Consider the following 19,776-nt stretch of genomic DNA (forward strand, 5'->3'; position numbering starts at 1 on the left):
CGCCCGCCTTTTCCGGTAACGTGTTCGACGAGATCATGGAGAAGTTCGAGGGGTCGCCCTCCCAGCAGGCGGTGGTCCGTCTGCTGCTGGAGCGCGGCTTCTCGATCAACGACGAGGGGCGGGTCGTCTCCGGCGGTATCGAGATCCCCGACACGCAGATCGCCCGCGAGATCGGCGTCGACCGGCGGGTCGTCGACTCCACCACGGAGGCGCTACTGGAAGACGACGAACTCCGGGACATCTTCCGGAACATCTCCGCGGTGCCGAGCCTGATGGATCTCGCGCCCGTGCTCGACTTCACCGTCGTCCGAGTCAAACCCACCGACGCCGACGCCGCGGGCATCGTCGCCCGCGTCACCGACGTCGTCGCCGAGGATGGTCACTCGATCCGGCAGGTGCTCTCGGACGACCCGGAGTTCGCCGACGAACCGATGCTGTACCTGATCCTCGACGACGAGCCGTCCGGCGAGCTCCTGAAGCGGGTCCACGACCTGCCGCACGTCCGGGAAGTGAGCTTCTGAATGGCGCCCGAGCCGTTCCGCACCGTCGCCGGCCGCGGGGAGGCCCGCTTCGAGATCCGCGGCTCGGAGTTCATCGGCCACGTCGACCGCGTCGACTCCGTCGAGGCCGCGGAGGCGTTCGTCGACGCCGTCCGCGCGGAGTACGACGATGCCACCCACAACGTCCCGGCGTACCGCGTCCCGGCGGGCGAGACCTCGCCCGAGCGCGTGAACGAGGTCATGATCCGGGAGTACCAGAGCGACGACGGCGAGCCCACGGGCTCCTCGGGCAAGCCCGCGCTGAACGTGCTCCAGCAACGGGAAATCCGGAACGTCGTCGCGGTCGTGACGCGGTACTACGGCGGGACGAACCTCGGCGTCGGGGGGCTCGCCCGGGCCTACTCCCGCGCGGTGAAGGAGGCCGTCGACGACGCCGGCGTCGCGGAGGTCCAGCCACGGCACCGCTTTACCGTCACCGTCGACTACGACGACTCCGGGACGGTTCGGGGGCTGCTCGAAGGCGCCGACTGCGAGTTCGACGCCGCCTACGAGGCCGAGGTCAGCTTCGAGGTGTCGGTGCCGGTCACCGAGAGCGACGAGCTACGCGACCGGATCCAGTCCGCGACCAGCGGGCGGGCACGCGTCGAGTAGGCCGCGGTCGGGGGAGGGCGGTCGACGCGGAACAGGAAACTTATCCGCCCTACAGTCACTACTCGGGGTATGACCAGCGGCTCGCCCGAGAACGTCCTCTTCGTGGTGATGGACACGGTCCGAAAGGACTACCTCGGCCCGTACGGCTACGACCGTGACACGACGCCCGGGCTCGACGCGTTCGCCGAGGAGGCGACCGTGTTCGACAACGCCGTCGCGCCCGCGCCGTGGACGCTCCCCGTCCACGCATCGATCTTCACGGGGATGTACCCCTCCCGCCACGGCGCCGACCAGGAGAACCCCTACCTCGAAGGGGCGACGACGCTCGCCCAGTCGCTCTCGGCGGCGGGCCACGACACCGCCTGCTACTCCTCGAACGCCTGGATCACCCCCTACACCCACCTCACCGACGGGTTCGACGATCAGGACAACTTCTTCGAGGTGATGCCGGGCGACCTGCTTTCGGGCCCGCTCGCGCGGATGTGGCAGGTGCTCAACGACAACCCCCGGCTCCGCAAGCTGGCGGACATGATCGTCAGCGCGGGCAACACCGCCCACGAGTACCTGAGTTCGGGCGAGGGCGCCGACTCCAAGACCCCGCGGGTGATCGACCGCACGAAGCAGTTCGTCGAGGAGGCCGAATCGGGCGACAGCGACGGGTGGTTCTCCTTCATCAACCTCATGGACGCCCACCTGCCGTACCACCCGCCCGCGGAGTTCCGCGAGGAGTTCGCCCCCGGCGTCGACTCCACGGAGGTCTGCCAGAACTCGAAACTGTACAACTCCGGCGCGCGGGAGATCGACGACGAGGAGTGGGACGACATCCGCGGGCTGTACGACGCCGAGGTCGCCCACATCGACAGCCAGCTCACCCGGCTGTTCGACTGGCTGAAAGAGACCGACCGCTGGGACGACACCGCGATCGTGGTCTGTGCAGACCACGGCGAACTCCACGGCGAGCACGGTCTCTACGGCCACGAGTTCGGGCTGTACGACCCCCTCGTGAACGTCCCGCTGCTGGTGAAACACCCCGAACTGGACGCCGACCGCCGCGAGGACACGGTCGAACTGCTCGACCTCTATCACACCGTGCTCGACACGTTCGACGCCGACGCGACGCCGACCCCGGGATCGAACGAGGAGGCGGTCGCGCTCGACCCCACGCGCTCGCTGCTCTCGGAGCAGTACCGCGAGTTCGACGGCGCCGACGACCCGGACCCGGCCCAGCAGGCCGCGCCGTCGGGCGAGACTGGCTTCGTCGAGTACTCCCGTCCCGTGGTCGAACTCAAGCAGTTGGAGGAGAAGGCTGCCGACGCCGGGATCGAACTCGACGAGGACTCGCGGTTCTACGCGCGGATGCGTGCGGCGCGCAGCGCGGACGCGAAGTACGTCCGGATCGACCGCATCGAGGACGAGGCGTACCGGCTCGACGAGGACCCCGGCGAGGAGGAGAACCTCGCGGGTGAAGGGGACGAGGCGATCGACACGGTGGAAGGCGAGCTGGCGATCTTCGAGAACGAGATCGGCGGCGCGTGGACGAGTGCTGCCGCGGGTGAGGTGAGCGACGATTCGGTGGAGGAGATGGACGAGGAGATCCAAGAGCGGTTGCAGGATCTTGGGTATATGGAGTAGTCTGAGTTGACGGATTTGCTGTGGATCGGTGTTCTACGCGAGGTCGGTTTGTCCCTGCTACCAGCAACCGCATCTCGTTCGTAGACCGCTTGTAACCGCAGTGTGCCGGACACCAGGTCCGGCACAGCCCCGAGTCCCCACCCCTCCCCCCGCCGGCCCCGACCGATGGGGCCGGCGAGGCGTCCACCGCTACCGCACCGCGGCCGGCGGTGGCGCGAAGCGCACGCGGCATCGTGCCGCGTGTCAGCGCGAGGGATGAGCGAGTGAGCGGAGCGAACGAGCGAATCGGTTGGGGGAGGCCTGAGGGCTGTGCCGGGCGGTGCGGTTACAAGAGGTCTAGCGTCGAGACGCCGTTGCCGTCGCGGAAAGCAGAAAGGGGACGGAAAGACGAGGATCTCCTCGCCGTAGCCTACATGAAGTCCGCAATCCCGCTCTGTTTGTTCTTGTCGTTCTCGAAGATCGACTCCAGCGACCGCTCCAGCACCTCCAGCCGCTGTTTCGTGTAGTCCCGGCAGCCGTACTCCTCGGCGACCTCGATGGCGATGTCCATGTACTTGTTCACGGAGCCGCGGTGGACCGTCAGCGTCATCCGGCCGCCACACTCCCGGCAGTCGCCGGTCAGCGGCACCCGGCGGTACTTCTCACCGCAGTCGAGACAGCGCGTCTCCTGCCGGGAGAACGCCCGGAGGTTCCCGATCAGGTCCGGCAGGAAGTGGTTCTCGATCACCCGCTCGGCCACGTCGGTCTGATCGACGGCCCGTAGCTTGCGGGAGAGTTCGAGTTGGGCGTCCATCTTCGTCTCCATGTCGCCGAGGGTCTTGTACGCCGAGAGGTCCGGTCCGAGCGCGAGGTCGGTGGTGTCGTGGGTGTGGTCGAACCCGTGGTACTCCTCCTCGGTGCCGAGCGTGTCATCCCCGATCTGGATCAGCTCCTCCACCTCTTCGGGGTCGGCCATCTCGAGGCTGGCCTCGTAGAACTCCGTGGGGTACTGCCGGACGATGTCCATGTTGTGTGCCTCGTCGTCGATCTCGGAGGGGTCGATCCGGGAGGACATCACCAGCGGGGCGTCCATCCGGCCGCCGCGCTGGTCGGGCAGGAACTCCTTCGAGAAATTGAGGAGGCCGTCGAGCAGGAGCATGACGCAGTCCTCGTCGCCGTCGCACTGCTTTTGGGAGGTATCGTTTGCGATCAGTGAGTGGGTGTCCTCGACGGTGAGGCAGTACGTGTTCTCGGTGTCGCTCTCGACGTACTCCACCGACGCGACAGACTCGACGAGGTAGTCCCCGTCGCCGCCGTCGAATGCACGTCGCTTTTGCGTGTCCCGTGCCGCCAACTGCGCTTCGAGAGTCTCGGTCTTTCGTGTGAGGTGGAACCCGACCGTTTCCGAGAACGCAACTGCGTCTTCCGAACTGATCGAGAGGACGTAGCTCCGTGCGGATTCGCGTGGGTCGTCGATGTCGTAGTAGCCCGGGAAGTACTCGTGGAGCGGTGACGGCTCAGTCGTCTTGACGCTCGAAACGATTCCTAGCCGCGTCAGAAGCGCAAGCAAGTCTTCTTTGAGTTCACGACTGACTGTCGTCGCTGAGATGACAGCGGCGTTCGTTGACGCTGCCCCGTCACCGCTGAAGTAGCCTCGGAGGTACGCGGCGACGATCGCGTCCGGAGCATCGAACACGGGCTGGGGCACACGCTTCGACTCTGCGAGTACGCCAGCATCCAGAACGGTGTCGAAGAACGTCCGCAGGAGTCTCCCTGACGCCGTCACTTTCGCCTCGTTCTCGCGATACGGTTCGACGCCGAACTCCTCTCGAAGCACTTCGACGAAGAAACCGCGTGCTTCCGTTTCCGTCCCGCAGATCGTCGTCTGGTGGATCGTTCCTTTCGGGGTTTCCTGCTCTCGGGCGAAGCCTTCAGCGGCGTAGTACCCGAGAAGGGTAGCGACTCGCTCGTTCAGTTCGACAAAGCGGTCCATGTCGGGACCATCTCGCTTCATCCCGAGCCGAACGTCGGTGGGGAGTCGGTCAAGCAACGCCTCCGTGGAGTCGAACAGTTCGAGAAGCAGGTCTACGGGGATACTCTCCCGGTAGATGTAGTTACTCAACCCCTTCTTGTTCAGCCCGAGCACCTCAGCAGTACTCTTGAGGGGGTAGAACGTGCCCTCGTAATCATCAGCGAGCTGCTCCGTGAAGAGGTCGTACAGCCACTCTTTCTCCAGACCCTTGACCGTCAGTCGGCTGTTGTCGATCTCTTCAGTCTGCAGGAACTCCTCTAAGAGGTCGAACTTCGTCGTCTGATCCGGAGAAACCGTATCCAGACCGTCTGGCTTCACGATGCTGTCGTCCTCGGTCAGTTCGGACGCCTTCTTCGACTCGATCTCCCCGTCGAACACCTGCATCTCGTGATCCGGCGTCACCGTGATCTCCCGGCCGCTCCGGGTCTCGACTCGGACCATGTGCTCCGGCGACGGGTGTTTGCTCACCGCCTCGACGGGCTTGACGACCTCGTTGCCGTCGGCGTCGATGGAGGGAACGAACACGTCGCCGTCAAGTTCCTGCACGAGCGTCCCGAAGTCGTCCTCCTCGGCCGTCTCGGGGTCGAGTCGGTCCTCGACGAGCGTCTGAATCTCCTCGTGGTGCCACGACTCCTTCTCGTCGCGGAACCACACCTTCGTCTCGGGGTGGAAACAGTTCCGACGCTTCGCCGCGTGGAAGTACGGATGCGCGTACCCCACGGCTGCGCTGGTGAAGCCGACCACCCGACCCACGACCGCCGCGGAGGTGTGCGGCGCCATCCCGAACACGAGTTCGCCCACCAGGTCGTCGCGTTCCTCGACCTCGTAGAAGGGCTCGAGCCCGTAGAACCGTTCGAGCAGGTCGTCGACGAAGTCCGCCGTGCGCATCATGTGTTCGGCGGCGCCGTCGGGGAGCACGATGTCCTGCACCTTCAGTTCGATCAGCTGATCGTCGTGCTCCAGCGGCTCGCCGTCGATGTCGGTCTCGTAGCCGAGCCGCCGGAACTCCGCGGCGGTGGTGTCCAGCTCCTCGGGCCGGACCGAGGTGACCGGCAGGTCGGTCATGTCGTAGCGTACGGTGCCGTCCTTGAACGACGAGACGCCGTGTTTGGCCCGAAGAATCCCTTTCTCCATCGGCTCGGGGGTCTCGTTCGCCGACATCAGCCCCTGCACGCCCTTCAGGATGGAGAAGCTCCCTTCGCGCTCACCGATGGAGTCGAGCGCGTCGTGGTACACCGAGTTGAGGTCGATGGTGCGCTCCTCGGGGCTCTCGACTTCCCACTCACAGCGCGGGCAGACGACGCGGCCGGACTCGTCCGGCTCGACTTCGACGCCGCAGTCGTCGCACTCGTAGTACGGCTCGGTGTGGCTCTCACACTCCTGACAGCGGTTCTCGTAGGTGTGTTCGCCGCAGTTCGGGCACTCCCGCTCGCCGAGGCTGACCTCGATCTGGCCACGGCCGGCGTCGGTGCGATCCTTCGCGGCCTTGGCCACGTCGCGCTGGCTGCCGCCGGCCTCGCCGATCGGGAACATCGTGTGCACCGCCGGCGAGAGGTCCCGGCTCTCGGACTTCTCGGGGCGGCCCATCCGGTTCCCGATCCGGGTGGGGGCACGCTCCCGAATCGTGAAGGGGGCGATCTCGTTCACCGCCTCGATCGCGTTCGTGCCGGGTAGCGAGGGCGACTCGACGGACGTGTCGGCAGCCGAGTCCGCGGCGGCCGAGTCGGTAGCGTCGTCCCGAACCGCCATCCCGCCGTCAGCCTCGGCGGGCGGCGGCGACTGTCGGCCGCCGTCGGCGACTGCGGCGTCCTCCGCGTCGGCGCCCCACGTCCGCGCGCGCTCGCTCAGGTCCGCGGGGGTCCACTGCCGATCCAGTTCCGTCGTCACGCCCAGCGAGCGCAGCAGCGGGCGGTACTCCGGCACGACCAGCGTCCCCTCGGTCGCGGTGTGCTCGACGAGCAGCCGTTCCAGCGCGCGCTGCACGTCGTCGCTGCGTGCCAGGCGGAGCTCGTCGTCCACGATCTCGCCGTCGGCCGCCGCGGCCGCGAGCGCGTCGAACTCCGCGACAGAGATGTCGTGCCAGAGGTAGGTGTACTCGGGATGGAGGGGACAGTCGTAGCGGTCTGCCCAGTCCAGCGCGGTGCGCGGGTCGGGCTCGTCGAGGTCGACGTGAGGGTCGTCCCGGAGCGCCTGCACGTCCGCGCCGGCGTCGTCGAACTCCTGCTCCCACCACTCGACGGCGTAGGAGGCCGGCGAGAGCGGGTGGTTGTTCTCGACGTACTCCCCGAAGTTGACCAGGTACTCGCCGAGGTCGAGGATCTCGTCGACGCCGTTGCGGATCTCCAGGGCCTCCTCGGGGTCGTCGATGCGCCGCACGTCGCCGTTCGCGAGGCGGACGGTCGGCCCCTCGATCGAGTCGACGGGGATGATCCCGGCGGCCTTCCCCGGCCGCTCGGTCTTGATCTGGGTCCCCGTCGCGAGGAAATCGTCGACCAGATGCATCGTCGCGGGGTGGATCCCGGCGGTCGCGAACCCGTGGTTGCGGGCCCGACCGTACCGGAGCCTGAACCCGCCGGACTCGGAGGGGTGGCTGAACACCGGTCGACCGGCGATCAGGTCCCGGAGATACTTCGTCGCGGGCTCGTGCCGGACCGGACCTTCGGACTCGTTCACCTCTTCGTCGCTCTCGGTCTCGGCTTCCTCCTCGTCGTCCGCGTCCTCGTCGTCCGCCCCGTCGTCGCCGCCCTCGCCGTAGTACGTCCCGTCGATGAGGTCCTGCAGCCACGGCCAGTCGACCTCGTCGAGCTGGCGAGTGTAGCGCTGAATCTTCGGCGCCTTGAGGGCGATCCCCTCGGCCATGACGAGACACATCCCGCCGCGGGCGGAGTTGGTGTCGACGCGCTCGAGGTCGCGGAAGCCGGAGACCTCCTCGTCGCCGGTGGCCTCCCCGTCGAGCATGATCGGCATGTGCTCGGCGATGAACTTCGTCTCCTTGTCCTTCGGCGTGTACTGGAGGCCGGTCTCCTTCTCGTACAGCTGGATCTCCTCGGCGTAGCGTTCGACCTCGTCGTCGCGGGCGTGGAACTCCTCGATCCCGAGCAGCGAGCGGGCGTAGTCGGCGACGAGCACCGACAGCGCCTGTGCGGTCCCACCTGCCGAGCGGATCGGGCCGGCGTAGTAGACGTTCACGAACTCGGTCCCGTCGTCGTTCTCCAGTAGTTCCGCGCGGTCGATCCCCTCGATCGGCGCGGCGACGACACCCTCGGTCAGGAGTGCAACGGCGGTCCGGACCGCGCCCTCGATCTTCCCCTCGCGGCTGTCGTAGTCGCCGACGTTGCCGTCGACGAAGTCCTCGACGAGTTCGAGCGCGGCCTCCTCGCGGCTCATCTCCCCTTCGAGCTCCCGGACGCGCTCAGCGACGCCGGGGATGCCGAGGATGTTCTCGACGCGGTCGGCCATGTCTTTCGCGACCGGGATCTCGATCTCGGTCTGGGGGTCCCGCCCCTGCTCGCGGGCGGCCTCGGCTCGGTCGAACGCGTCGTCGAGCTGGCCCTCCAGCCGCTCGAAGTACCGCTCGTCGTCGTCTCTCACCGCTTCTCACCTCGGGGGGCCGGGGTCACAGCCAGAGATCCAGATCGGTCTCCTCGTCGTGTTCGCGCTCCAGCGGTTCCTCGAACGTCCGCATGTACACCTCGCCCGCGAACACCGTGCCGGCGTCGAGGTGGCCCGCGAGTGCCTGCCCGCTCGGCCGCGAGAGCACGGCGTGTGTGTGCGCGAACCGCTCGCCGTGACCGGACTGCGTCCGGTCGCCAGAGGGACTCTGTCCCTCCCTGTCGAGGTAGGAGACGTTGCCCATGCAGGCGGCGACCTCCAGCGGCTCCTCGAACTCGACGGACTCGTACTCGCCCTCCTGCTGGTCGTAGAACCAGACGACGGCGTCTTGCACCGCGCCCATGGCGTTGAACCACGCCGCGTCGACGTCCTCCTCGACCGCCAGCGACTCGATCTCCTCGCGCCAGTCGGCGCCGGTTTCGAGCCGTGCGAGGAACTCGCGGTCGGGCGAGAGTTCGCGGTAATCCATACTGGAGTACAGCAGCGACGAGAACAAAAACCTCACCCCTGCCGCGTCGTCGCGGCTCGAACGCCCTCGTTCGGCGCTCCCGCTCACGATCGAGCGACGGGAGGGAGAGAGCGGTCCCGCGACTGCTCGACGTTCGAGACGGGCGGAAAAACGGCGAATCGACGGTCGAGAACGGGCGTGACCGCTACGCCCACTCCTCGACGACCGGCGCGTCGGCCTCGGCTACCGAGATCCAGGCCTCCTCCCGGCCGAGATCCGCGATAACGAACTCGGCGTCGTCCAGCGAGCCCATCACGTCGTCGCCGCCGTGAACCGTGCCCGGTGCCATGGTACACTATCCCACGCACAGCGATATAAACCCGTCGAAACATTGAGGCGCGTTCACACGGATCCGGGCATCGCTTCTGAGGGGGTTCGTGTCCGCCAGTGTCGGACATACCTTCGGAGTACGCGCCTGCCATCGCCGCGCACACCTTCGCAGAGTACAAGAGGGGCCCAAGAGAAGGGAACTGCATGAAGGTTGCCGACGCCATGACGCCCGCGGAAGACCTCGTGACCGTCTCGCTCCCGGGCTCGCGCGACGACGCCCTCGAGTACCTGCAGGAGCGGAAGTTCTCCTCCGTTCCCGTCGTCCGCGAGACCGAGGAGGGCGAGCGCTACCGCGGGCTCGTCTCCCGGGACGACCTGATCGAACACCCCGACGAAGACGACCTCGCGCTGCTGATGCGCGAGGTACCGACCACGACCGCGGACGCGACGCTCCACGAGCTCGCGGCGCTGATGCTCTCGGCGGGCACGCGCCGCGTCCCGGTCGTCGACGCCACCGACGACGGAACGCTCGTCGGTATCGTCACCATCACGGACCTGATCCACGCGCTCGCCCGCGAGGAGGTCGGCACCGACGCCGACGTGGGTGACCTCTGTAACGGGACGGTCAACACGACCTACGCCGGGACGCCGCTCCCGGTCGCCGAGCGCGAGATCGGCCTCGCGGACGTGCCCTACACGGTCGTGCTCGGCGACGACACGGAGATGACGGGGATGCTCACCGAGGTCGACATCGTCGCCGTCGCCGAGGTCGTCGAGGGCGAGGAGGACGCCGGCGCCTCGATGGCCGGCGACGACGAGGACTGGAAGTGGGAGAGCGTCCAGTCGGTCGGCAACCGCTACGTCCCCACGCGCAACGTCGAGTTCCCCGACGAGCCGGTCTCGACGTTCATGACCGAGGACGTCGTGACTGTCTCGAAGCGCAAGTCCGCCGTCGAGGCCGCACAGCTGATGATCACGAACGACATCGAACAGATCCCGGTCGTCAGCGGCGGCGAGATCGCCGGCGTGCTCCGGGACGTCCACCTGCTGGAGGCGGTCTGATGAGCGAGCACGCCGACGTCACCGAGCTCGCCAAGCGCCGCGGCTTCTTCTTCGCCTCGGCGGCGGCGTACGGCGGCGCCGCGGGCTTCTACACGTTCGGCCCGGAGGGCGCGGCGCTCAAGCGCAACGTCGAGGCTGCCTGGCGCGACCGCTTCGCGCTCAAGGAGGACAACGAGGAGATCGCGGCGCCGACGATCATGCCCGAGCCGGTCTTCGAGGCGTCGGGCCACCTCGACACGTTCGACGACATGCTCGTCGAGTGTGCGGAGTGCGGCGAGTCCCACCGTGCGGACCACCTCGTCGAGGACGCGACCGACCTCGAGGACGCCGAGGCGCTCGACCCCGAAGAAGTCGCGGAGTTGATCGCCGAGCACGAGCTCGCCTGCCCGGCCTGTGGTGCCGCCCTCGGCGGCCAGTCGGTCGAGGAGTTCAACCTCATGTTCGAGACGAGCATCGGCCCCGGTTCGGGCCAGCCGGGCTACCTCCGCCCCGAGACCGCCCAGGGCATCTTCGTGGAGTTCCCGCGGCTGAAGGAGTACGCCCGCGGGAAGCTCCCCTTCGGCGTCACCCAGATCGGCCCGGCGTACCGCAACGAGATCTCGCCCCGCCGGGGCCTGATCCGCGTACGCGAACTCACGCAGGCCGAACTGGAGACGTTTATCGACCCCGAGACCGACGAGCCCGACCTCGAGAAGGTCGCGGACGTGGAGCTCCGACTCTACCCGGCGCCCGAACAGGCCGAGGACGCGCCGGCCGAGGACGGCTACCGGGAACTCACCGTCGGCGAAGCGGTCGAGCAGAACGTGATCGCCTCGGACTGGATCGCCTACTACCTCGGCGTCGCTCAGGAGTGGTACGAGCGGATCGGCGTCGACACCGAGCAGCTGCGCTTCCGCCAGCACCTCCCGGGCGAGCGCGCCCACTACGCCGCGGACTGCTGGGACGCCGAGGCGAAAGTCGAGAGCGCCGGCGGCGACTGGATCGAGATCGCGGGCTTCTCGACCCGGAGCGACTACGACCTCTCGAAACACGCCGAGGCCAGCGACGACAACTTCACCGTGTTCAAGCAGTACGACGAGCCGCGCACTGTCGAACGGCCCAGCGTCGACCCCGATATGTCGACGCTCGGCCCCGAGTTCGGCGGCGACGCCGGCGCGGTCGCCGCGGCGCTCGAAGAGCTGGCCGAGCGCGACCCCGACGCGTTCGAGGGGGACGAGGTGACCGTCGCCGTCGACGGCGAAGAGTACACCGTCGACACCGCGGTCGCGAACTTCGAGGTCGTCGAGGAGACCGAGGCGGGCGAGCACATCGTCCCGCACGTCATCGAACCCTCTTTCGGCGTGGACCGCACCGTCTACACCCTGATCGACCACGGGCTCCAGCGCGACGAGCTCGGCGGCGAACCGCGGGACTACCTCTCGCTCGCGCCCGAGATGGCGCCGACGGACGTGGCGGTGTTCCCGCTGGTCAGCAACCACGAGCCGCTGCTGGACACCGCGAGCGACGTGGTCTCGACGCTGCGTGGCGCCGGCTTCGACGCGACCCGCGACGACTCGGGCTCGATCGGCCGGCGCTACCGTCGGCAGGACGAGGTCGGCACGCCGTTCTGTGTCACCGTCGACCGCGACGGGCTGGAGGACGACCCCACGACCGTCACGCTCCGGGACCGTGACACGGGCGCGCAGGCCCGGATTCCGGTCGGCGAACTGGTCGGCCAGCTCGAAGCGCTGCGCGACGGCGAGGCCGACTTCGAGGCCGTCCTGAGCCGGTACGAGACGGTCGAGACCGCCAGCGAATGAGCGAACTCGGGCGCCGTGGCGTCCACGCATCCGGGGTAGGGATTCCCGCGCTGTACCTGCTCGGCGTGGTGGACTGGCCCGAAGTGCGCCTCCTGCTCGTCGCGCTGTCAGTCGCCGTCTCGGCGCTCGAGTTCGTCCGACTCGTGCTCGACTACGAGTGGCCGCTGTTCGACACGCTCGCCCGCGAGTACGAACGCGACAACGTCGCGGGCTACGCGCTGTACGCCTACTCCCAGACGCTCGTGGCGTTCGTCTTCGCCCCGGCGGTGGCGCTCCCGGGGATGCTGATGCTGATCGTCGGCGACCCCGTCTCGGGCTATCTGGGCGACAACGACGCGGGCAGCGCCAAACAGGCGGGCGTCCTCGGCGTGATGTTCCTCGTCTGCTTCGCACTGGCAGCGCCCTTTACGACCGCCGTCACGCCACTCCCGGTCGGGCTCGCGGCCGCGGTCGCGGGCGCCGCGGGGGCGACGCTGGCCGACGGCCTGAAGCCGGTCGTCGCGGGCTACGTCGTCGACGACAACGCCACCATTCCCCCGGCGGCCGCGGCCGGAATCACGCTCGTGTTCGTCGCCGCCGGCCCGGGGCTCTCCGGCGCGCTCGGGCTCTGAACCGGCCACCACGTCCTTCAGGCTCGACGGCGAACCACGCCCCGCCATGGAGATCGGACTGGTCGAGATACTGATCGCCGCGATCGTGCTGTTCGTGGTGCTCGGCATCCTCTACTACCTCCTCCGGAGGGAGGGCGACGGAGAGATGCTCGAACTCGCGCTCGAACTGGTCGGCTGATCTCCAGTCGAAACGGAGGGGTGTGAGAACGGCGCCCACGGGGAGTTCTCGCTCGCGCTTTTTGACAGTCGAACGCTCGGAGTGGATCCGTAGTCGTTCGTTTTTCGGCGGATGTTCGCGTTTCCTCATCGTCTCCCGGCTCACTCCGTTCGCCGCTCGATTCTGGAGACGGTTTCCCGCTCGCTCCCGTTTCCCTAGCCACCCGGCTCGCGGGTCGCTTCGCTCCCCGCTCGCTTCCGAGGTGGTTTGCCTCCGCTCAGTCGTTTCACTCCTTCGCGGAGTTTCCCCACCTCCCGACCGAGAGTTTTTGACCGAGAACGCCCCACTCCCGATAGTGGCAGAGACGACGCGACGGTTCTTCCCGTACGACAGCCCCTACCCCAACCAGGGCGAGGCGATGACTCGCATCGCCGCCGCGCTGGACGACGGCGACGACGTGCTGTTCGAGGGTGCACCAGGAACGGGGAAGACGCTCTCGGCGCTCGTGCCCGCGCTCGAGCACGCCCGCGAGGAGGACCGCACCGTCGTCATCACGACCAACGTCCACCAGCAGATGCGCCAGTTCGTCGAGGAGGCCCGCGCGATCAACGACGAGGAGGACATCCGCGCGGTGGTGTTCAAGGGGAAGTCCTCGATGTGTCACATTGGCGTCGACTACCAGGAGTGTCAGACCCTGCGGGACACCACCCGCGAACTGGTCGAGGACGAGGCCGAGAAGCGGGAACTCGAGGCCCAGCAGCGCGAACTGCTCGATGCCAGCCGTGAGGGTGACGCCGCGGCCGCCCAGCGCCGCGAGGCGGTGATGGAGGAGTTGGAGGAGGTCGAGGACCGCATCGAGGACGTCGAGAGCGCCAACGTCTGCGAACACTACCGCAACAACCTGCTCGGTGACAACGAGGAGTTCTACGAGTGGCTGTACGACGGCGTTCGGACGCCCGAGGAGATCTACGAGTACGCCGACCGGAACCAGCTCTGTGGCTACGAACTGCTGAAGGAGGGGATGGAGGCGGTCGATCTCGTGGTCTGTAACTACCACCACCTGCTCGACCCCAACATCCGCGAGCAGTTCTTCCGGTGGCTCGACCGCGAGCCCGAGCGCGTGGTCACGGTGTTCGACGAAGCCCACAACATCGAGTCAGCGGCGCGGGACCACGCCAGCCGCAGTCTCACAGAGAACACCCTCGACAGCGCGCTGGACGAGCTCGACGACCGGGAGGACTCCCGGGCCGACGCCGCCGAGAACGTGATCGGCGCGTTCCGGGACGCGCTGGTCGACGCCTACGAAGACGGGTTCGAGTACGGCGAACGCGAGGGGATCGACGAGCACTGGCACGACGTGCCGATCGCCAACGACGACGCCCGCGACGACCTCACGCTCGCGTTCCTCCGAAACTACGAGGGCCGCGGGATCGATACGGAGACCGAGCTCGCGGTCCAGTTGGGCGAGGCGATCGACGAGGAGTACGAGGAGGCGTACAAGAACGGCGAGGCGACCTCCCGCGCCGAGAGCTCGACGCTCGCGGCCGCCCGCTTCCTCGCGACGTGGATGGAGGAGAACGCCGAACTCGGCCAGTACCCCGTGGTCTCGGTCCGCCGAGACGAGGGCACCGACGAAATCTACGGTCGCGCCGAACTGTACACCTGCATCCCCCGCCGCGTGACTGAGGCGCTGTTCGACGAGGTGTACGCGAGCGTGCTGATGTCTGCGACGCTCCGGCCGTTCGACGTGGCCGCCGATGTGCTCGGCCTCGACGACCCCGTGACGATGGCCTACGGGCTTGAGTACCCCGAGGAGCACCGCCGGACGTACGCCGCCGGGACGCCGGCGCTGTTCGCCAGCGACCGCGGCGACCCCGAGGTACAGGAGTCGGTGTCGGGGCTCGTCTCGGACGTGGTGGAGTTCACGCCCGGGAACACGCTGCTCTTTTTCCCCTCCTACAGCGAGGCTGAGCGCTACTACCAGCGTCTCGGCGGCGGCGGGGGACGAGCCGTCGGCGATGCCGACGCCGGCGACGCGGAGCTGTTGCTCGACGGGTCAGACGTGGACACCGAACAGCTCCGCGAACGGTTCGTCGACGGCGAGCACGCGGCGCTGTTCACCTCGCTGTGGGGGACGCTCGCGGAGGGGGTGAGCTTCGACGGCGACGACGCCCGGGCGGTGGTGGTCGTCGGCGTCCCCTACCCCCACATCGACGACCGGCTGGAGGCCGTCCAGGACGCCTACGACCGCGCCTACGGCGACAGAAACAACGCCGGCTGGCGCTACGCGGTCGAGATCCCGACGGTCCGCAAGACCCGACAGGCGCTGGGGCGAGTGATCCGCTCGCCCGAGGATTTCGGTGTCCGCGTGCTCGCGGACAAGCGATACACCCGCGCGGACATGGGCCGGTTCTCGGTCCGGGACACGTTCCCCGAGGAGGAGCGCGACGAGCTCATCGACATGAACCCGGAGAAGCTGAAGTTCGGGATACTGAACTTCTACGCCGACCGCGACGCGTACGACGGTGCGCCGCCACAGCCTTGACCCGGCTGCCGTAACGTATTTATCCGCCCTATAGTACTGTCGAACACAGTCGATCGCCACGCGACAGGCAGAGCGCCCGCCGGACCGCACGACTGTCGAGATGACGCGCTTCGACGGCCGAGCGAGCCGTTCTCGGGCACTCTCGCCGCCGTCCTGTCGAGTACGACCAGCGCCGGCTTTATCCGGCTCCTCCGAATAGTAGGTGGCGCATGGCCACTCAACCCTCCGACCCTGACAGCGTTCAGGAGAACTGTGCGGACTGTGGCGGGGAGACGCTCCACGACGTCCGGGTCGAAATCCGGACCGAGAGCGATCAAGAGGAGAACTCGGAGTTCTCCAGAGAGCCCTACCGCGTGGCTGTCTGTCAGACCTGTGACTCTGAGACGGCGACGCGGATGAACAACGCCTAACTACCGGCTGAGTGGCTTTCCGGCGGGCGTGGGGGCCCGTCGACGTTGCATCATGCCGGTCTGCGTCGGAACGGCGCCGCTGGCGCCGTCGGTTTTGCGTAAAACCCGGAACCCGACGGCTTACTTGAACAGCCCGTCGGTCAGCAGTTCGTACCCGTCCTCGGTCACGATCAGACTGTGCTCGGCCTGTGAGATCAGCCGTCCTTCGTCCTCCTGCAGGACTGGGTAGCCCGTGATCGCGCCGTCGGCTTTCAGCCGGCGCAGCGCCATCGCCGGTCGCGGACTGTCGAGCCAGCGCTGGGCGAACGGGAGCCCGTCGAACTCGCCCGTGATCTGCTCCATCGCCTGCCGCGCCGCGCGGTCACGCACCGAGCGTTCCTCTTGGAGCTCGAAGATCTGCTCGTGGCTCCCCTCGCCGACCTTCCCGCTGCCGTCGGTCGCGAACGGCTCGATGGCGATTACCTGCCCGGCCTGCAGTTCGGCGGAGCGATCCATCCCCCGGTTCGGGATCGTCGGCCCGGTGTGGGCGTCGTAGCGCTCCAGCCCGTGGCCCGAGAGATTGAGCACCGGCGAGTAGCCGTAGCCGTCGATCACGTCCTCGATGGCCTGCCCGACGACGCCGACTTCGGCGCCGGCTTCGACCTCGTCCAGCGCCGCGTCGAGCGCCTGCTCGGCGGCCTCGACCAGTTCGTCGCTGCCCGAGAAGTCGACGGTGACGGCCGCGTCGGCGATGTAGCCGTCGACGTGGACGCCGATATCGAGACAGACCATGTCGTCCTCGCCGAACACCGTCTCGTCGTCGGCCTCCGGGGTCGCGTGAGAGGCCTCGTGGTCGACGCTGATGTTGACGGGGAACGCCGCCTCGCCGCCCAGCTCCACGATCCGCTCCTCGGCGGACTCGGCGACTTCGAGGTGGGTCGTCCCCGGCTCGACCAGCTCCTTGGCCTCGGTCATCACCTCGACCAGGATCTCGCCGGCCTCGTGGTGCTTCTCGACGGCTTCGTCGCGCAGATCGCCGTAGCTCATGACTGTTCTGTTGGTCTGTTCGCGGCAAAGAGGTTCCGGCACGCGCATGGACCCGCGGGGCGGCTCCGAACGCCTACCGTGTCGCCGTGCTGGTCTGCATCCCCTCGGAGTTGAACGCCGCGCCCGTCCGCTCCTCGCCGCAGACGATCACGCCGGCGGAGGAGCCCGTGAGCTCGTCGAACTCCGCGATGGCGTCCTCTGCCGCGGTCTGTGCGTCGGCCCCCGCCTCGAGCTTGTCGACCGCGCGCTGGCTCAGCGTCACCTTCGCGATGTCCTCGCCGGCGCCCGTCGCGGAGGCGCCGCCGGCGGGGGTGCAGTAGAACCCCGAGCCGACCTGTGGCACGTCGCCCACCCGCCCCGCGAGCGCCCACGACCGCCCGCCCGTGGAGGTCGCGGCGGCGAACTCCCCGTCCTCGAACGCGACGGCGCCGACGGTGTCGTGGCCGCCGAAGCGCTCTTCGAGCCACTCGAGGTGAGCTTTCGGCCCCGCTTCCGGTGGGTCCTCGTCCTCGTACGATTTGCGGTTCTCCGGGGTGAGCAGTTCTACGTCGGTGTCGACGCCGAACTCCGCAGCGAGATCGACGGCGTGCTCGCCGCTGACGAAGATGTGTGGCGTCTCCTCCAGCACGACCCGGGCGGCCGAGACCGCCTCCCGCACGCCGTCCATGCTCGCGACGGCGCCGGTCTCGCGGTCGGAGGTCATCAGCCCGGCGTCGGTCCGCACCCGGCCGTCGGACTGGACCGCGCCGCCGTAGCCGGCGTTGAAGCGGTCCGACGCTTCGAGCACGTTCACCGCGGCCTCGACGGCGTCGACGGGGTCGGACTCGGCCGCGCCCGTCTCGGCGGCGTCGTCGAGCACCGCCTGTCGGGGTTCGGGTTCGTCGGGCTGGCTGCCGGCGCCGCCGTGGACGATAATGCGCATGGGGCAGTCAGCGGCGGCGCGACCCATCAATCCACGGGAAACGGCCGCGGACGCCGGAACGCCGAGCGTCGGTCGGCCCACTTCCTGTCCCGGAGCGACGCGGTGCGGTCGGTGACAGGCATCCCGTCGGTAGCAGCGACCGGACCGACAAAAAGCCGGCCCCGGAATCGACCACCGTGACAGCTGAAACGGCAGGCATTTGGGCTCGCTCTGAGACGGTAATCGTGCTATGAGCTACGAGCACATCGAACCCCCCGAGTCGGGGTCGAAAATCACGCTCGCCGACGAGGAGTCCGGCGAACTCGACGTACCGAACGACCCAGTCATCCCGATCATCCACGGCGACGGGATCGGCAAGGACGTGGGGCCGGCCGCACAGGACGTGCTGACTGCCGCCGCCGAGGCGACGGGCCACGACGTGAACTGGATGGAAGTGTACGCCGGCGAGACCGCCCGCGAGAAGTACGACGAGAACCTCCCCGAGGAGACAGTCGAGGCGATCGAGGAGCATCGCGTCGCGATCAAGGGGCCGCTGACGACGCCGGTCGGCGCCGGCTTCCGCAGTCTCAACGTCGCGCTGCGGCAGACGCTCGACCTGTACGCGAACGTCCGACCGACCTACTACCTCGACGGCGTCCCGTCGCCGATGAAGGCCCCCGAGGAGATGGACATGGTGACGTTCCGGGAGAACACCGAGGACGTGTACGCCGGCATCGAGTGGGAGGCCGGCACCGACGAGGCCGAGCAGGTCCGCGAGTTCGTCGAGGAGGAGATGGGCTTCGACGACGTGATGCACGAGGGGCCGATCGGCCTCGGCCTCAAGCCGATCTCGGAGAAGGGCTCGAAGCGCCTCGTCCGCGAGGCGATCGACTACGCCATCGAGAACGACCGCGACAAGGTCACACTGGTCCACAAGGGGAACATCATGAAGTTCACCGAGGGCCAGTTCGGTACCTGGGGCATGGAGGTCGCCGACGAGGAGTACCCCGACGACGAAGTGTTCGCCGCCCCCGACTCCCTGTGGGAGGAGCAAGACGAGGTCGACATCCCGGAGGACGCCGTCATGGTCGAGGAGCGCCTCGCCGACGCGATGCTGCAGTGGATGCAGCTCCGCACCGACGAGTTCGACGTGCTCGCGATGCCGAACCTCAACGGCGACTACCTCTCCGACGCCGCGGGCGCCCAGATCGGCGGCCTCGGCATCGCGCCGGGCGCCAACTTCGGCTTCGGCCGCTGTCTCGCCGAACCCGTCCACGGCTCCGCGCCCAAGCGCGCCGGCCAGGACAAGGCGAACCCGACCGCGCTGATCCTCTCGGGCCGACTGATGTTCGAGTACCTCGGCTGGGAGGACGCCGGCCAGCTGATCCGCGACGCCGTCGAGAAGACGATCGACGAGGGGACGGTCACCTACGACCTCGCGCGCCAGCGCGAGGACGCCGAGGAGGTTTCGACGACGGCGTACGCCGAGACCGTGATCGACAACATTCAGGACCTGGCGTAAGCCAGTCTCTGCGGCTCTCCGCTCTGCTTTCTTTTGCGACTGCCCGCCAGTCGCTACTCCGCCCAGTCGGGGTTCGTACGTGGCGGCGCGAACACGTCGATTCCCACGACCGGCTCGTCGCCGCGGTTCTCGGCAGCGTGGACCTCGTCGCCCAGCAGGGTGTAGGACTCGCCGGCGCCGACGGTGATCTCCTCGCCGTCCTCGAGGACGAACGTGAGTTCGCCCTCCGTGATCAGGCCGGCCTGTTCGTGGTGGTGGCTGTGGGAGGGGACTTCGGCGCCGGGCTCGATGCGGAAGTGTTGGACGCTGGTTTCGTCGCCGCTCGCGCCGACCGTGAGATGGACGTCGTCGACGGCCTCGACGAAGTCGGCGTCGTTCGGTGTGTACTGATCCATGTGGGTGTGTGACGGGGCGAGGCGTATAGTTCCTGAGTTCCCGGCTATTTGGTTGTGGTACGTCTCGTCGGTCGGTCGGCAGGAGTGGTTTTCGACCACTCGGACGGCGACAGCATCTCGACCGTTGGCCACTGGAACCGCGACTGCGACAGCAACCTCATCTC

16 protein-coding genes are annotated in these 19,776 nt (G+C 67.9%); 10 read left to right on the plus strand and 6 right to left on the minus strand.

Translation table 11 applies throughout. From position 1 onward, the window contains the following. The first annotated feature begins 20 nt into the window (after positions 1–20). The 3 genes from BN1959_RS00465 (at position 21) to BN1959_RS00475 (ending at position 2,783) form a co-directional block, all read left to right on the plus strand. Positions 21–521 (plus strand): amino acid-binding protein, encoded by a 501-nt coding sequence (locus BN1959_RS00465; RefSeq protein ID WP_053946772.1) that lies wholly within the window; start codon positions 21–23, stop codon positions 519–521. Further along, positions 522–1,151: an IMPACT family protein gene (locus BN1959_RS00470; protein WP_053946773.1), complete on the plus strand. Its 630-nt coding sequence runs from the start codon at positions 522–524 to the stop codon at positions 1,149–1,151. It abuts the gene before it with no gap. 69 nt (positions 1,152–1,220) lie between these two features. Then, positions 1,221–2,783, plus strand: a complete 1,563-nt coding sequence (locus BN1959_RS00475; protein WP_053946774.1) for a sulfatase — start codon at positions 1,221–1,223, stop codon at positions 2,781–2,783. Between the two features lie 409 nt (positions 2,784–3,192). Here BN1959_RS00475 and BN1959_RS00480 read toward each other — a convergent pair whose 3' ends face one another. From BN1959_RS00480 to BN1959_RS14935, 3 genes are all read right to left on the minus strand, one after another. Next, a complete protein-coding gene (locus BN1959_RS00480; protein WP_053946775.1) occupies positions 3,193–8,385 on the minus strand; it encodes an LAGLIDADG family homing endonuclease in 5,193 nt (1,730 codons plus the stop codon). Positions 8,386–8,410: 25 nt separating this feature from the next. Continuing rightward, a complete protein-coding gene (locus BN1959_RS00485) occupies positions 8,411–8,875 on the minus strand; it encodes a PPC domain-containing DNA-binding protein (protein WP_053946776.1) in 465 nt (154 codons plus the stop codon). 184 nt (positions 8,876–9,059) lie between these two features. After that, positions 9,060–9,203: a DUF7556 family protein gene (locus BN1959_RS14935; RefSeq protein WP_202594626.1), complete on the minus strand. Its 144-nt coding sequence runs from the start codon at positions 9,201–9,203 to the stop codon at positions 9,060–9,062. Positions 9,204–9,388: 185 nt separating this feature from the next. Between BN1959_RS14935 and BN1959_RS00490 the strand changes: the two genes are divergently transcribed. From BN1959_RS00490 to BN1959_RS00510, 6 genes are all read left to right on the plus strand, one after another. Then, the gene (locus BN1959_RS00490; protein ID WP_053946777.1) at positions 9,389–10,246 is read left to right on the plus strand and encodes a CBS domain-containing protein; all 858 of its coding nucleotides are present in this window, start codon (positions 9,389–9,391) and stop codon (positions 10,244–10,246) included. Further along, positions 10,246–12,045, plus strand: coding sequence for a glycine--tRNA ligase (gene glyS, locus BN1959_RS00495; RefSeq protein WP_053946778.1), 1,800 nt, complete (start codon positions 10,246–10,248; stop codon positions 12,043–12,045). The genes BN1959_RS00490 and glyS overlap by 1 nt, the downstream gene beginning before the upstream one ends. After that, a complete protein-coding gene (locus BN1959_RS00500) occupies positions 12,042–12,656 on the plus strand; it encodes a hypothetical protein (RefSeq protein WP_053946779.1) in 615 nt (204 codons plus the stop codon). The genes glyS and BN1959_RS00500 overlap by 4 nt, the downstream gene beginning before the upstream one ends. Positions 12,657–12,702: 46 nt before the next feature. Further along, entirely contained in the window at positions 12,703–12,834 is a 132-nt protein-coding gene (locus BN1959_RS15320; RefSeq protein ID WP_272913559.1) for a hypothetical protein, read from the plus strand. Positions 12,835–13,168: 334 nt separating this feature from the next. Then, entirely contained in the window at positions 13,169–15,358 is a 2,190-nt protein-coding gene (locus BN1959_RS00505) for an ATP-dependent DNA helicase (protein WP_053946780.1), read from the plus strand. 209 nt (positions 15,359–15,567) lie between these two features. After that, entirely contained in the window at positions 15,568–15,768 is a 201-nt protein-coding gene (locus BN1959_RS00510; RefSeq protein WP_053946781.1) for a DUF7835 family putative zinc beta-ribbon protein, read from the plus strand. Positions 15,769–15,888: 120 nt separating this feature from the next. Here BN1959_RS00510 and map read toward each other — a convergent pair whose 3' ends face one another. Further along, entirely contained in the window at positions 15,889–16,794 is a 906-nt protein-coding gene (map, locus tag BN1959_RS00515; protein ID WP_053946782.1) for a type II methionyl aminopeptidase, read from the minus strand. Positions 16,795–16,867: 73 nt separating this feature from the next. After that, positions 16,868–17,716: an isoaspartyl peptidase/L-asparaginase gene (locus tag BN1959_RS00520; protein WP_053946783.1), complete on the minus strand. Its 849-nt coding sequence runs from the start codon at positions 17,714–17,716 to the stop codon at positions 16,868–16,870. A 229-nt stretch (positions 17,717–17,945) separates the two neighbouring features. Here BN1959_RS00520 and icd point away from each other — a divergent pair, with 229 nt between their 5' ends. Beyond that, positions 17,946–19,217 carry an NADP-dependent isocitrate dehydrogenase gene (gene icd, locus BN1959_RS00525; protein WP_053946784.1) on the plus strand — a complete coding sequence of 424 codons (1,272 nt, stop codon included), beginning with the start codon at positions 17,946–17,948 and terminating at the stop codon, positions 19,215–19,217. Between the two features lie 53 nt (positions 19,218–19,270). Here the strand turns inward: icd and BN1959_RS00530 are convergent, their stop codons facing one another. Then, on the minus strand, positions 19,271–19,612 hold the full coding sequence (locus BN1959_RS00530; RefSeq protein WP_053946785.1) for a cupin domain-containing protein: 342 nt from the start codon (positions 19,610–19,612) through the stop codon (positions 19,271–19,273). Positions 19,613–19,776 lie beyond the last annotated feature (164 nt).

Source organism: Halolamina sediminis (assembly GCF_001282785.1).
GTDB lineage: Archaea > Halobacteriota > Halobacteria > Halobacteriales > Haloferacaceae > Halolamina > Halolamina sediminis.